A 15192-nucleotide genomic window follows, 5' to 3' on the forward strand; every position below is an offset into this window, starting at 1 on the left:
CTCTATTCCGTCGGGCCATAGGAGGTCTCCTTCGCCTCTACTATGCCCCGCCAAACACAGAAATTCCGACACTCCCGTGGCGTGATTCTCGGGATCATGCCGAGCCTTGCCGCAGAAGCTGATCGACAACTGGGATTTCTGGAAGCATCTCGGCCGCCCCTTTCGCAGCAGTAGCTACTTGTTGCCGAACTGGCGTGCGGTGATCTTTCGCTGTCCGCCGCATGTGCATGGCAATCCTCTCTGGGTCGCCTTCGCTATTATCAACATGGCCATTCGTGACCTGATCACCGTCCTTGGCTTCCTGATGGCCAGCGTGCTGCTGCTGTGCTTCGCACCGGGCAGGTCGTCGAAGACTGGTCGCACTTGGCCGTAGACCGCGTGCCAGGGCGGGAGGTCGTTCGGCATTGCCCGCTAGGCCACGCCGTAGCGCACCAGATACCACATACCGTTGAACGTCTCCCGCAGCGGGTGTTCGTGCTGTCTGACATCCTCGGGCAGCAGCGTCAGGTAAGGCACGACCGGCGCCCATTCCTCATCAGAGGCATCGGACGGGTACGGCTTGCGAGAGGACATTCACCCCAAACGATGCCACCCGCAGGCCCGCGACAACCTCTAGGGATCAGCTTTGCCCACGCTGCCTAGAGGCGTGAACCTGACCCAATCCACCCGCATCACCGCAGCACCATCGGTTGAGGGACCGCCCCATTCGGGATTGTTGGTCGGCCAAACATTAAATACCACCCGTGCGGCGGCGGATGGCACAACATCACGATGCTGCGCCACCAGCACATCATTGACGAAAAACTCAACTCCTGTCGGGCCCCATTCATATCGGAGGCTGGTCCAGACACCTGGGAAGGCGGTGGCATGAACATGTAGGCTGTGCTGCTTGGTGTCCGGAGATGTCCAGGTCACAGCGTGCAAAGCATTGACATCACGCCCTTCGAACTCGAAATCGATCTCCGTCTGCGAGCCGTCCACATAGGACATCATCGCGCTGATCATCCCATTCAGCGCGGGTATCAGCACCAAGGCTTCATAAGTACCAAACCCGAAACTTTGGCAGGTATAGGTCTCTGCCGCAGCGACTTTGTAATTCTGCACCGTTGTTCTCAGGACGAGATGCCCGCTCTCGACGGACACGGCTGCCGGGTTCCAACTGCCGCTCAGCCCATCCTTGGCCCAAAACGGGACATATGAACTGCTGCTGATGCACCAGCGGTCATTATCAAGGAGATCGAAGTGATCAACCCAACCCCCAGAAACAGGATCTTCGGGCTGCGAAGGCTGCGCGGGAGCGGACATGACCAAAGCCACGGTCAGCGGAAGGGCTTGTCCCCATTTCATGGCACACCTCGCATTGTGCTCTCCTCATTACAGTGGCTTGGCGGGCCATCTCCGCTCCCTGTGTACTTGAGCATTATCAGAGGCGGCAAAGCGGAGCACCTATTCCCCTATGCGGCAGCGGTGGCCAGGGGAGACCGTTATGTTGCGATGCAGCGGTAACGGGTTTGTGTAGATTATTAACGGAAACCTATTTTAGTTATTATTTCGTAACAGTTAAGGAGACTAGGCGTCGAGCAGCGAAATTATAAGGAAAGTCTCATTAATGAACGGGATCGAAGCAAGCGATGTGCTGCGCATTGCCGTGGTCAGCGGCCTCATCGGCTTCGGTGTCTTCTGTGCATCCTATAGTTTGGCTGTCTGGTTCCGCCGCAACAGGTCGCAGCCAAATCCGTTCACGCGGCTGAGCTTCTTTGCGCTGGTCCTCGGCATATTCGGTGTTGCCGGAAACTGGGCTTATAACGAATACAGCAGCCGAAACGGAATTGTCGGTGGGCAGGATCTTTTCGTAATCCACGCCAAGCGCAACGTGACGGTTGAAAGACTGGTTTCAGAGGGCCGCGTCGACAAGGGCGACAGCCTCGCCATTTTTCTTCCTCCCTCGCTTGAAGAGCAGCTGGCGGTGATCGACAGCCACATCAAGCAAGCACAAGCCAAAATTGGATATTTCAACCTAAGGGCGTTGCCCGTGGATGCCTTGCTACTGCAGCAGCAGGCCCAACTTCGCCAGCAGATTGATCAAATGCAGGTGATGGCGCTCGACCTCCAGAAATCGCGGCGTGAAACAGAGCGTGCCCATCTCGACGCGGCGACGCAGTATGCAGAGAAGCGGAGCCAGAACGATCTTCAGGTCGCAGCGGAGAGAGAGGCCCTGGCAACGGCCCTCCAGCAGATCGAGATCGCACAGAGCGCCCTGAACCGTGCGGTGGACCTGCGAAATCGTGGTGGTATCGGCACCGTGGTGGCTGTGGAGGAAAAGGCCAGCAATCACCTGACGCAGAACCTCGCCCGCAACCGGGCGCAGGCCAATCTCAGGTCACTCGCCGACTACCGCCGTGCGTTGGATGAAAGCTATGGGCGCGCCTTGGATTCCCTCGCGAACCAGCTCATAAAGCTCGACAGCGACCTAGCCGCAAAGCAGCAGATTGCGGCCAAGTTGGTGGAACTGCTGGGCGCCAACCAAAAGGCTGTCGCCGAGGATCGGCGACGTGCTGCAATGGAAACCGCGCGGGAGCGCGAGGCCGCCGAGCACGAACTCGAAGCCCTACGGGCAGAGCGTGCTAGCATGTTGGCTGTCACGCAGGTGAAGGCTCCCTTCGCAGGGGAGGTGGTTTATCGCCATCCCGCTCCCGGCTTTGCTCCCGAGAACACGCCTGTCCTCGCTCTCTCCGCAGGCAGCGGCTTCGTGGCACGGATCTGGGTGCCAAGCCAGGACATCAACGGGATCAAGGCCGCCGGCAAGGTTCAGTTCGCCCTTGAGCAGCCGATCCTGAACAAGTTCTTTGAAGGTGAATTCCGTACCTTTGAGGAAGCGCCATATGAGAAGAACCGCGTCATCGCGGTTTTCGACGTCAAACTCCCGCTGGAGGCGATCACGCTCCTCGCCAGCGCGGGAAACCCAGTGCAGGCTCATCTCCTCTGGCGCCCTGACCTGATGGCGAGCTACCCCTTCCGAGGCAGCCTGATCCTTGCCGCGGTAGGCTGCGTCGGCATGTTCGCCAGCGGCCTACGTCGTCGTGCCGCAAACAACCTGCCATCCGTCGCGCAGCTCGAGGATGAGGCTCTGGGAGCCCGGCTGCACGAAACCGCTCAGCGCTTCCACAGCCTGCTTCGCCAGGGCAAACCCGATGAGGATCCAGACTTTGTCCGGACCGTGATCCGCTTGGCGGAGCGCATGGGCGAGCCCGCGCTCAGCGCGCTCCGGGAGGCAATCGTCTTCGACGACGAGTTCGAGAAGGCGCTCCGCGATTGGAGCCGCCGCAGCTACGACCCGGCACTGATCGCGGTGCTTGACCAGGTCCGCAACACCTCTGCCCTCACGGCAGCAGCTTAACACCGATGGCCCAAGCAATCGCACCCGTTGGAGAGTTCCGGGCGAAGCCACGGAGCTATCCCCGCTGGATCGTCAACTTCCTGGCGGTCACCACTTTTCTCTACGGTCTCGTCCTCAGCTTCACGCTGCCTTGGACCATTCAAGAAACCCTCTTCTCCCAGGAAAGCGGTCTCGCGAACCGGGGGCCTCTGGCGATTGCCTGGGGCTGCGCCCTGATCGTCATCGGAGCACTGATCCTGCTCCGCTGGATCACCGTGCAGGCACTGGCCTTCTACGAGCATGACCGGCTTCGCCGCAACCCGTCCCGGGATCTCATCGACGCACCGTTCGTCTCGATCCTCGTTCCGGCCTTCAATGAATCCGAAACAGTGATTGGCGCCCTCAAATCGCTGGTCGGTCTCGACTACCCGAACTACGAGGTCATTTTTGTCGATGACGGCTCGACCGACGATACCTTCGTGAAGGCGTTTCCAATGGCGGGGCAGTACGCCAACTGCATCCTCCGCGTCTACACGAAGCCAAATGGCGGCAAGTGGAGCAGCCTGAACTTCGCCTACCACAAGGCGAAAGGTGATCTGCTCCTTTGCGTGGATGCCGATTCAGGCCTCGCAGGGGATGCCCTCCGGGTGATGGTGCCCAGGATTCTTGAGCCGGGCGTGGTCGCCGTCTGCGGCCAAGTGACCATCCGGAACCGCCACAACTTCCTGACACGCCTGCAGGCCGCTGAATACCTCCTCGGCAACGGTGGCATGCGCATGGCCCTGAGCGCGCTGGGCGTAGTGACCGTGGTGCCTGGCCCCATCGGCCTCTACAGGCGTGAAATCATGGAACGTATTGCCCAGATCCCAGATACGGGGCCGACCGCGACAGCGCACCAGGGACCAGGGGCGGTCCGTGGACCGCTCTCGGGGGAAACTTTTGCTGAGGACTTCCAACTGTCGCTCTCTGCCCTCGCTCTTGGCGGACGCATTGTCTACGAGCCGCGCGCCTACGCCTACACGAAGTGTCCAGACGATATCGCCACGTTGATGAGCCAGCGCTACCGGTGGATGCGCGGAACCTGGCAGGTCTACGGGATCTATCTGCGGACACTGCGTAAGCTCGTCAAAGCGGAAAAAAAACCAATGCTTCTGCCCGTTGTGATGACGGTACTTTATCCACTGGATATCTACCTCGTCCCACTGCTGAACTTTTTCTTCTGGGGAGCGATCGCAACCTCGCTGATCCTTGGTGAGGCCATGGGCTTCGTCATCGGCTGGATCGGCTCCGTCGCGCTTCTCAACATCATGACAGCGATGATCTACATCCTCGAGCAGGACGACGATGTGTCCTTGGCGCCGCTGATCCCAATTCTTGATCTTTACCAGAGCATCCTGGTGAACAGCGCATGGGTGATTGCAGGGATCGATGAGGCCCGGGGAACCAGGATGCGCTGGTCGTAGCAGCCCATTCAGCAACATGCATTTGGCCGCAACCAAGAGGCATCAATGCGGGGGATCCTCTCGCAGACAAGTCTAGGCACGCCTTTAAGCTAGGTCAGACGAAGGAAGAACAGGCTCATGTCCATAGCAAAGATCGAGCGGCGCCTCTTCGGGACCGACGGTATCCGCGGCATCGCCAACCGCGACCCGATGGATGCGGCAACAGCGCTGCGGCTTGGCCAAGCGGCCGGGCGTTATTTCAGCCGTGGCGAGCACCGCCATCGCGTGGTGATTGGCAAGGACACGCGCCTCTCAGGCTATATGTTGGAACCAGCGTTGACCGCGGGCTTCATCGGTGCGGGCATGGACGTTGTGCTCGTCGGTCCACTGCCGACGCCCGCCATCGCCCTGCTGACGCGCAGCCTGCGCGCCGATCTCGGCGTGATGATTTCGGCGTCCCACAATCCGTTCGAGGATAACGGCATCAAGCTCTTCGGACCTGACGGGCTGAAGCTGTCAGACGCGCAGGAGGCGGGGATCGAGGCATTGATGGCTGCCGACCTGTCGCAAGGTCTGGCGGGGCCCGCCACGCTCGGTCGCGCCAGCCGGCTGAAGGATGCACCAGGCCGCTACATGGAGGCGGCAAAGGCAAGCTTCCCGAAAGGCCGCAGCCTTGAGGGATTGCGTATCGTGGTGGATTGCGCGAACGGCGCTGCTTACCATGTCGCGCCCACAGTACTTTGGGAACTAGGCGCAGACGTGGTGAGCGTCGGGGATGCTCCAGATGGCTTCAACATTAATAAGGAATGCGGCAGCACCGCCCCGGCGCGCCTCGCCGAACTTGTAAAGGAGCGGCGCGCGGATCTCGGCATTGCGCTCGATGGCGATGCGGACCGTCTGGTGCTGTGTGATGAACAGGGACGGATCGTGGATGGTGACCAAATCCTGGCGGTGGTCGCGGGATCATGGAAGCGGCAGGGGCGGCTGCAGGGGGATACCGTGGTGGCCACCGTCATGTCCAATCTGGGGCTGGAGCGGCACCTTCAGGACCTAGGGCTCCGGCTCGAGCGAACAAAGGTCGGCGACCGCTATGTCGCGGAACGAATGCGCGAAATCGGCTGCAATCTCGGCGGGGAGCAGTCCGGGCACCTGATCATGAGCGACTTCGCGACCACTGGTGATGGGCTGATTGGCACGTTGCAGGTGCTCGCCGTGCTGGTGGAGGAAAAGCGGCTGGCGAGCGAGGTTTGCCGTTGCTTCCAGCCACTGCCGCAACGTCTGGTGAATGTGCGTGTCCCTGACGGCGCCGCTTCTCCGATCGCCCATGTGCAGGTGCAGGAGGCTATCGTTGCGGCCGAGGCGCGGCTCGGCCGTAGCGGCCGGGTGCTGATCCGCGCAAGTGGAACGGAGCCGCTGATCCGCGTGATGGCGGAAGCGGAGGATGAGGCTCTGGTAGTAGAAACGGTTGAGGGCCTTGCTGCGCGGATCCGGGCCTGCGCTGCCGCAGAGGCCGGCGCCGTGACTGATGGAAAGAAGGGTCGCCAGAAGGGAGCGTCGGATGCTACCGGCCAGCTGGTGACCGCGGCATGATCCCCGTCCCCCGCACGGCTGCCATCATCCTTGCCGCCGGCCTTGGCACCCGCATGCGGAGCGCGCTGCCAAAGGCCCTCCATCCGCTCGCCGGAAAGCCGATGGTCAACCACCTGCTCACCGCCTGCGAACAGGTCTTCGAGCGGATCGTGGTGGTAGTCGGACCGGACATGCCAGCGCTGGAAAGAGCCGTAACGCCACACGTGACGGTGATGCAGGTGGAGCGCCTCGGGACCGGCCATGCGGCACGTCAAGCGGAGCGGCTGTTGCGCGATTTCCCGGGCGATGTTGCAGTGCTTTATGCCGATAACCCCCTGATCACCGTGCCGACTATCCGCCGCCTGATCGGCAGGCGTGTCGAGGCGGGGCTGGCCCTGCTAGGCATGCGGCCGGCCGATCCAGGGCGCTATGGCCGGATCGTGCAGGATTCCTCCGGCGATGTCTCACGCATCGTGGAATGGGCGGATGCCACCGCTACGGAGCGGACCATAGGCCTCTGCAATGCAGGGGTGGTCTGCGCGCCGGCCGCCGACCTGTTCCGCTGGCTCGGCGACGTCACCAACGACAACGCCAAGGGCGAATACTACCTCACCGACATTGTCGCCCTAGCCGTCGCGGAGGGGAAGCGCGTGGTGGCGGAGGAGGCAGCGGAAGCCGAGCTCGCCGGCGCCAACAGTCGCGCCGAGCTGGCGCAACTCGAAGCCGGAATGCAGGCGCGGATGCGCGCGGCTGCGATGGCGAGCGGTGCGACGATGACTGCGCCTGAGACTGTGTTCCTTTCCTGGGACACGAGGCTTGGACAAGACGTGACGATCGGCCCCAACGTAGTCTTCGGGCCAGGGGTCGTGGTAGAAAGTGGTGCCGAAATCCGCGCCTTTAGTCATCTGGAAGGCTGTACGGTGCGAAGTAGCGCTATCATCGGTCCTTTCGCACGGCTGCGGCCAGGCACAGAAGTCGGCCGCAATGCGCATGTCGGCAACTTCGTCGAACTGAAGGCGGCAATGCTGGGCGAGGGCGCCAAGGCCAATCACCTGAGCTACCTGGGCGACGCGACGGTCGGCGCGCGGGCAAATATCGGCGCCGGGACCATCACTTGCAACTATGACGGTATGAACAAACACCAGACCGTGATCGGCGCCGGTGTCTTTGTCGGCAGCAACACAGCCCTGGTGGCCCCGGTGCGGATTGGCGACCGAGCCCTGCTCGCGGCGGGAAGTGTCATCACCGAGGACGTGTCGGAGGATGCGCTGGCCATTGCACGTGGCCATCAAGTCAACAAGCCAGGTCGTGGCTTCAAGGGAAAGCGGCCTGCCAGCCAGGATCTAACGGATCCCCCAAGCCTGCAACGGTCGGTCGGGATAAAGGAAGCCATCTAATGTGCGGCATTGTGGGCGTGATTGGAAAGGCGGATGCGGCACCGCTGTTGCTGGAGGCGCTGCGGCGGCTGGAGTACCGTGGCTATGACAGCGCCGGCATCGCCACGCTGGTAAATGGCCATATCGACCGCCGCCGTGCGGAGGGGAAGCTCGCCAACCTCGCCGCCGTGCTGGACCGCAAGCCGCTGGATGGAACCATCGGCATCGGCCATACCCGCTGGGCAACGCATGGAGCACCGACCGAAAGCAACGCACATCCGCATTCCACAAGCCAAGTCAGCGTGGTGCACAACGGCATCATCGAGAATCATGCCGAACTGCGCGCTGAACTCGAGGCGAAAGGCGCGGTCTTCGAGACGGAAACCGATACCGAAACCTTTGTCCGCCTCGTGGATCATCTCCTCTCCGGTGGCCTGCCACCGCGCGAGGCTTTTGCCGCGGCGCTGAAGCGCGTGAACGGCGCCTTCGCGCTCGCTGCCATCTTCTCGGGCCATCCGAAGCTGTTGATGTGTGCCCGCCAGGGTGCGCCACTGGCCATTGGCTTTGGCGAGGGCGAAATGTTCGTGGGTTCGGATGCGCTCGCGCTGGCGCCGCTCACCCGCCGCATCGCCTATCTCGAGGAAGGCGACTGGGCGGCGCTGGACGTTGAGGGCGCGCAATTCTTCGATGCACGGCACCGGCCCGTGGAGCGCGAAGTGGTGGTCACCGCCGTTTCCGGCGCAGCCACCGGCAAGGGCAATTACCGCCACTTTATGGAAAAGGAACTGCACGAGCATCCGGCGGTGCTGGGCGACACGCTGCGGCAGTATCTGGACCCGAAGACGTTGGAAGTGCGTCTGCCCCGCCTGCCCTTCGATCCGGCGCGTGTGCCGCGGCTCACCATCTCCGCCTGCGGCAGCGCCTTCCTCGCCGGCTCGGTTGGCCGCTACTGGATCGAGCAACTGGCCCGTCTTCCGGTGGACGCGGATGTCGCCAGTGAGCTCCGCTACCGCAACCCTCCGCTGATGGAAGAGGGCGGCGCCATCCTCGTCAGCCAGTCCGGCGAAACGGCGGACACCATGGCGGCGCTGCGCCTACTGAAGGAAGGCGGGCAGAAGGTGCTTTCCGTTGTCAACGTGCCCGAAAGCTCGATGGCGCGGGAAAGCGACGGGGCGGTGCTGACGGCCGCGGGGCCGGAGATCGGCGTTGCTTCCACCAAAGCCTTCACCGCGCAGCTTGCGGTCATGGCCTGCCTTGCTATCGGCTTCGGTCGGGCGCGGCGGGAGCTTTCCACGCTTGACGAGGGGCGGCTGACCCAGGCCCTGCTGGAGGTACCCGGAAACGCCGCTCTTGTGCTGGAGAAGAACGAGCAGATCCATGAGCTGGCAGCCGAGGTCGCCAAGGCACGGGACGTACTGTTTCTTGGCCGCGGGAGCCTTTATCCCATCGCTCTCGAGGGGGCGCTGAAGCTCAAGGAGATCAGCTACATCCACGCTGAGGGCTATGCCGCCGGCGAGATGAAACATGGTCCGATCGCGCTGATCGACAGCAGCGTTCCGGTGATCGCACTCTGCCCCAGCGGACCGCTTTTCGAAAAGACCGCCAGCAACCTGCAGGAGGCGGCAGCTCGCGGTGGCCGCATCATGGCTCTAACGGACGCCGATGGCGTTGAGCGGCTGTCGCGCTTCGCCGAGCGGGTGATCGAGTTGCCGAAGGTCAGCGAGATTTCAGCGCCCATCCTCTATGCGATCCCGGTGCAGCTCCTGGCCTACCACGTTGCGGTGTTGAAAGGCACCGATGTGGACCAGCCGCGCAACTTGGCGAAAAGCGTGACGGTAGAGTGATCGTCACCCGCCGCACCCCTGAAGCTTCACCGGCCGAGTTTCCACAGCCAGCATAAAATTCAATCAGGGAGGTTTCAACGTGGACCCGATCGTCACACAGAACCCGGACGGAACATGGACCGTCGTTACCATTGATGGCAATGTCGTGCGGACCAACCAGTTTCTTTCTGACTGGACTTTCACAGGAGCAAGCGTCGTTACCACCAATGGCGGCACCGTTACTACCGAGGAATACAACGCCAGTGAGCAGCTGATCTCGGCGAAGTCGGTCATTACCGAAGCCATCACCAATGGCATCCGGGTCACGACCAACAACTTCAACGCCGATTGGCAACTGACCTCCGCGAAGATCGTCGAGACGACGCCCAACGTCGTCACGACTATGGATTTCGATGCAGGCTATGTGATGACGGGCGCCACCACCGTCACCACCGACGGAGATACGGTCACCACCCGCGTCTTCGACAGCGACTGGAACATAGTCAGCGAGACCACCACTGGCGGAGAACCAACCGATCAGCCGACCATCTCGATCGGCGATGTGTCTGTTGCCGAAGGTGATACTGCGACCTTCACCGTTACCCTTTCGAAGGCAGCGACTGAGCCTGTCACGGTCCAATACGCGACCACTCCTGGCGATACGGCAGCAGGCGACATCGGACCGACTTCCGGCACACTGAATTTCGCGGTGGGTGAAACGACGCAAACGATCGAAGTTCCGACAGGTCACAACATTGTCCAGAACCCGAATAAATCTTTTGGCGTCACCCTGAGCAATCCCGAAGGCGCGACGATCGCGGATGGCGAGGCGACAGGAACCATCGTCGACAACGACGCCGACACCGATCTCCCAGCGATCTCGATTGCCGACGCGCCCACCGTCGTGGAGGGGGGGCAGGCGGTTTTCACCATCTCTCTCAACCACGCCACCAACACGGACGTGACCGTCAAATACGTCATCGTGCCAGACTCTGCGACAGCGGGTCAGGACTACGAGGACAAATCCGGTACCATAACCATTCCGGCCGGGCAAACCAGCGTGACGCTGTCGGTTGCCACCATTGATGACACGGTGGACGATCCTCGCGATACGGAAGCCTTTTCGGTAACGCTCTCCGATCCGATGGGCGCGATTCTATTCAAGGATGGCGCAGTCGGGCGCATCACCGACAATGACGCTCCCGCCCCGCAGCCATCGGTCAGCATCGCCGACACCAGCGTGACCGAAGGCGGCCTGATGACCTTCACCGTGACCTTGAGCGCGCCTGCGGCAGGCCCCACATCGGTGGAGTATTTCTCATCCCTCAGCCCCAATGTGGCGGACTGGATCTCCTCGGCCGGCACGTTGGATTTTGCGGCGGGCGAGACCAGCAAGACGATCACCCTGCAGACAAAAGAGGATATCCTCGTCGAGGACGATGAAACGGTCACCATGACCCTCATCAACCCGGTCGGGATGACGCTTGGCGATGCGGTCGCCACGGGCACCATCACCGACAATGACAGCGGCACCCCCGTTGATCCGACGATTTCCATCAACGACGTGACGGTGAACGAAGGCGGCAATGCCGTCTTCACCATCTCCCTGTCCCAGGCGCCGGCGGCAGGGCAAACGGTGACCCTCAACTATGCCACCGAGAACGGCACGGCGGTGAGCGGCGCGGATTACATCGGCAAGTCCGGCAAGATCACATTCAATGCCGGCCAGACCACGACCTCGGTGGTCGTGGCCATCAATGATGACCCCGACAAGGAAGGGGCCGAGACATTCAGGCTCGAATTGTCGGACGCGGTGGGTGGAACCATCGGAAAGGCAAGCGGCACGGCCACCATCAACGCCAGCGACGCGGACAATCCGCCCCCTCCCGGCGACCTGACCTTTGCACCGGTTTCCACGGGCAGGATCCTGGACAACACCGCCAACGGCACCGGGCCGGACAGCGTGGACAACCTGACCTCTGTTCTGACCACCATGCAGCGTGATTACGACGGCATGGATGAGGAACATCGCGGCGCGCTTGAATTCAACCTGTCCTCCGTCAGCGGCACGGTCACCGCCGCAGTCCTGCGGGTGCAGATGGAGCATGTGTGGGACAGTCCGGAACAACTGAAAGCTTATGTCTATACCGGCGACGGCCAGGTGACGATGGCGGATTGGAATGCGGGGACGGAAGCCGGCACGGTCAATTTCACCACCAGCGGGCCACAGGATCGGGCCTGGGTCGACATCACGCTCAATGCCGGCACCGTGCAGGCCGCCAAGGCGGCCGGCGGGATCGTGGGGATCATATTCCGTCCCGATGGGCTTGAGACCCCAACGATGGGGCCGAACGGAACCTTCTATGATGGCGGCGCTTCGTTCTATCGTGACGGCGCGACGTTGTTCATCAGCGCGTCCGATGAACCGCCGCCACCTCCCGTTCCGAGCGTGACGATCTCCGATGCCACAGTCGATGAAGGCGATGTTGCGACCTTCAACGTCACTCTGTCATCGGCGGCGATGGGTCCGGTCACGGTGAACTACGCCACCTCAAACGGCACAGCCGCGGCCAGCGACTTCACGGCACGGACCGGCACCCTGACCTTCACGGCCGGCGAAACGTCCAAGACCATAACGGTACAGACCACCGAGGATACCACGGTCGAGCCGGATGAAACCTTCAACGTGACCCTGAGTGCTCCCTCGGGCGCCACGCTTGGGGAGAAGACATCGGCGGTCGGCACCATCGTCAATGACGACCAAGCCCCCCTCCCAGCACTGAGCGTTTCAAACGCTACGGTGACGGAGGGCGAGCAGGCAACGTTCACGATCACCCTGTCCGCCGCGGCCGCTGGGCCGGTGACCGTGGGCTACACGACAGCGAATGGAACGGCTCTTTCCGGCTCTGACTACACCGCCGCCTCAGGCATCCTGACTTTTGCGGCTGGCGAGACCTCCAAGACGGTCACGATCGCAACCATCAATGATACGGTGGTGGAGGTAACGGAGAGCTTCAATTTCAATCTGACGGACCCAGCAGGAGCAACGATCGCCAATGGAATCGGACTTGGCACGATCACCGACAATGACACGTCCAGCACCCCGAACCTGATCAACGGGACTGCCGCCGCCGACACCCTCAACGGGACGGATGGCGCGGATATTATCAATGGTCTGGGTGGAGCGGACACGCTCTATGGGGCAGCGGGCGACGACCGCCTCTCCGGCGGTGCCGGGAACGATATTCTGCGAGGCTTGGAAGGGGATGATATTCTGGAAGGTGGCCTGGGCAGGGACCGGCTTGAGGGTGGGTCTGGGGCCGATCGCTTCATCCTCTCGGACGCGGCGCACTCACGACCAGGCGACGAGCGCGACATCATCGCGGATTTTTCCAGCGTCGAAGGGGACAAGATTGACCTCAGCTTGCTCGACGCCAATGCGGCTCTTCCTGGTGATCAGGATTTCACCTTCCTCGGCCGCGGGAGCGCTGATCGTGCGATCGGTCAGGGCGAGGTCAAGTACTATCATTGGGATGGCAACACCTACCTGGTAGGCGATACCGACGGCGATCGCCAAGCGGACTTCCAGATCGCGCTCACGGGCCTCCACGACTTGACGGCCGGTGATCTGGTCGGGCTTTCCAATGTTCGGTTGAGTGGAAGTGCAGCGCAGGATGTTCTTATCGGCAGTGCCGGGAACGACATTCTTCGGAGTTTGGCAGGGAACGATATCCTGCGAGGCTTGGCGGGGGATGATATTCTGGAGGGTGGCTTGGGCAAGGACCGGCTGGAGGGTGGATCTGGAGCCGACCGCTTTGTCTTCAGCAGTGCTGTCGAATCTGGCGCGAGCAGCTACGAGCGCGATGTCATTGCCGACTGGGGTGCCGGTGACCGGATTGACCTTACCTCCTTCGACGCCAATGCTGACCTCGAAGGGATGCAGCAGTTTACATATCATGGCATTACCAAGAACTTTTTCGCTGCCAAAGCCGGGGAACTTTGGTCCTATCAGTATGGGGATAACACTTACCTGATCGCAGGTACGGATGCGGATAACACCCGAGACTTCCAGATCGAGATCCTGGGTAAGCACATCCTGACAGCAGATATGATCCTCGGCCTCGGGTAAATTTGAAGCGTTTAGGTAGTGGCCGCCTGTCCTGAATGGGACAGGCGAGGCGCTCGACACAAGGATTCTCCAATGTTGGCTCTTGGCTTGGAGGTTGAGGTGGCGGTTTGCCAAGTGCCGCACCACTGGAAGATTTTCCCGCCGGGCGTCTCTGTCTCCATCCCGCCGTGGCTCGTGGTGGAGCTTGACGAAGATACGCTTGAAGGAGGAGTCGGTAGCATCTGCAGGCACTGCACCCCTTCGCTTAAAATTAGGCGGAAGGTCTGTCCTGATGACAAAATCTGACGCTGATCTCATCGCTGCATGCTCCCGCTTCTTTGTTCTGGAAGAGGAGCAGGATCGATTGATGGGGTTGGTAATCGCTGCAAGTGCTCATGGAGATACGCAGGCAGAGAACGCCCTCTTGGCGCAGTTAGAAGCCGGCTTTCCAGTTTATCAAAATCTTGTCGATAACATTATGAAATATTCTTCTCTCACAGTAGCGGGCCTTCGAATGAAGGCCCGCGTAGCGATCTCGTTGACCCAATGGGGAATTGGCGGTGAAGCTAGATCTGAAGAACACCAGATTATTTGTAGTTTAGCATCTGACATTATCAATCTTATTGAGGACCATTAGAGGTTGTTGCGGGCCTGCGGGTGCCATCGTTTGGGGTGAATGTTCTCTCGCAAGCCGTATCCGTCCGATGTGTCTGATGAGGAATGGGCGCTGGTCGTGCCTTAGCTGACGCTGCTGCCCAGGATGCTGGGCAGCGCGAACACCCGCTGTGGGAGGTATTCAACGGCCTGCGATATCTGGTGCGCTACGGCATGACTTGGTGGGCAATGCCGAATGACCCCTCGCCCTGTCACGCAGTCTACGACCAAATGCGGCGCTGGTTGCGGGTAGGCTGCTTCGAGATGCTGACCCAGAATCTCAGGGCGGTGCTGCGGCTGGCCCAAGGTCGCACGGAGGAACCCTCAGCCGCCGTGTTGGACAGCCGCGCCCTGCGCTCAACGCCTGAAAGTGGTGGCAGAGCAGTCTGGGACGGCCACAAACGCGTCAGAGACTCCAAATTGCACCTGGCCGTCGATACGCTCGGCCACCTTCTGGCGCCGCACGTCACTCCCGCCAATGCCGATGATCGCTCGGCTGTCTCCATCCTGGCCGAAGCCGTCCAGGACGCGACCGGCGAGAGCGTGGGTCTGGCTGATGTCGATCAGGGCTATACCGGCGAGCGGCCCGCCAGGCTGCGGCCGACCACGGCATCACCCTTGAAGTGGCCAAATAATCCGAGGCCAAGCGCGGCTTCGTGCTCCTGCCCAGGAGGTGGGTCGTCGAGCGTTCCTTCGGCTGGTTCGCCCGTTTCCGGCGCCTGGCACACGGTTGCGAGCGGCTGCCCGAAACGCTGGTGGGCCTGCACCGGGAGTGTCGGAATTTCTGTGTTTGGCGGGGCATAGTAGAGGCGAAGGAGACCTCCTATGGCCCGACGGAATAGAG

General features: G+C 61.5%; 10 protein-coding genes and 1 pseudogene. 9 read left to right on the plus strand and 2 right to left on the minus strand.

The features are described from left to right. The first annotated feature begins 106 nt into the window (after positions 1–106). Entirely contained in the window at positions 107–373 is a 267-nt protein-coding gene (locus tag F0Q34_RS20645) for a hypothetical protein (protein WP_149814268.1), read from the plus strand. A gap of 38 nt (positions 374–411) precedes the next feature. On the opposite strand, the gene F0Q34_RS20650 is transcribed toward F0Q34_RS20645, so the two are convergent. Next, positions 412–573, minus strand: a complete 162-nt coding sequence (locus tag F0Q34_RS20650) for a transposase (protein ID WP_149814269.1) — start codon at positions 571–573, stop codon at positions 412–414. A 39-nt stretch (positions 574–612) separates the two neighbouring features. Further along, positions 613–1347 carry a glycoside hydrolase family 16 protein gene (locus tag F0Q34_RS20655; protein ID WP_149814270.1) on the minus strand — a complete coding sequence of 245 codons (735 nt, stop codon included), beginning with the start codon at positions 1345–1347 and terminating at the stop codon, positions 613–615. 262 nt (positions 1348–1609) lie between these two features. On the opposite strand from F0Q34_RS20655, the gene F0Q34_RS20660 reads away from it, so the two are divergent. From F0Q34_RS20660 to F0Q34_RS20695, 8 genes and pseudogenes are all read left to right on the plus strand, one after another. After that, positions 1610–3397, plus strand: coding sequence for an HlyD family efflux transporter periplasmic adaptor subunit (locus F0Q34_RS20660; protein ID WP_149814271.1), 1788 nt, complete (start codon positions 1610–1612; stop codon positions 3395–3397). Positions 3398–3402: 5 nt separating this feature from the next. Next, positions 3403–4839, plus strand: coding sequence for a glycosyltransferase family 2 protein (locus F0Q34_RS20665; RefSeq protein ID WP_149814272.1), 1437 nt, complete (start codon positions 3403–3405; stop codon positions 4837–4839). A gap of 117 nt (positions 4840–4956) precedes the next feature. Further along, on the plus strand, positions 4957–6408 hold the full coding sequence (gene glmM, locus F0Q34_RS20670; RefSeq protein WP_149814273.1) for a phosphoglucosamine mutase: 1452 nt from the start codon (positions 4957–4959) through the stop codon (positions 6406–6408). After that, on the plus strand, positions 6405–7784 hold the full coding sequence (gene glmU, locus F0Q34_RS20675; protein WP_149814274.1) for a bifunctional UDP-N-acetylglucosamine diphosphorylase/glucosamine-1-phosphate N-acetyltransferase GlmU: 1380 nt from the start codon (positions 6405–6407) through the stop codon (positions 7782–7784). The genes glmM and glmU overlap by 4 nt, the downstream gene beginning before the upstream one ends. Next, positions 7784–9607 (plus strand): glutamine--fructose-6-phosphate transaminase (isomerizing), encoded by a 1824-nt coding sequence (gene glmS / locus F0Q34_RS20680; protein WP_149814275.1) that lies wholly within the window; start codon positions 7784–7786, stop codon positions 9605–9607. The genes glmU and glmS overlap by 1 nt, the downstream gene beginning before the upstream one ends. A 79-nt stretch (positions 9608–9686) precedes the next feature. After that, positions 9687–13715 (plus strand): Calx-beta domain-containing protein, encoded by a 4029-nt coding sequence (locus F0Q34_RS20685; protein ID WP_149814276.1) that lies wholly within the window; start codon positions 9687–9689, stop codon positions 13713–13715. Between the two features lie 271 nt (positions 13716–13986). Beyond that, positions 13987–14331, plus strand: a complete 345-nt coding sequence (locus F0Q34_RS20690; protein ID WP_149814277.1) for a hypothetical protein — start codon at positions 13987–13989, stop codon at positions 14329–14331. Between the two features lie 39 nt (positions 14332–14370). Next, positions 14371–15190, plus strand: a pseudogene (locus F0Q34_RS20695) (IS5 family transposase). Positions 15191–15192: the final 2 nt, after the last annotated feature.

The organism is Teichococcus oryzae, from assembly GCF_008386565.1.
In the GTDB taxonomy this organism is placed as follows: Bacteria; Pseudomonadota; Alphaproteobacteria; order Acetobacterales; family Acetobacteraceae; genus Pseudoroseomonas; species Pseudoroseomonas oryzae.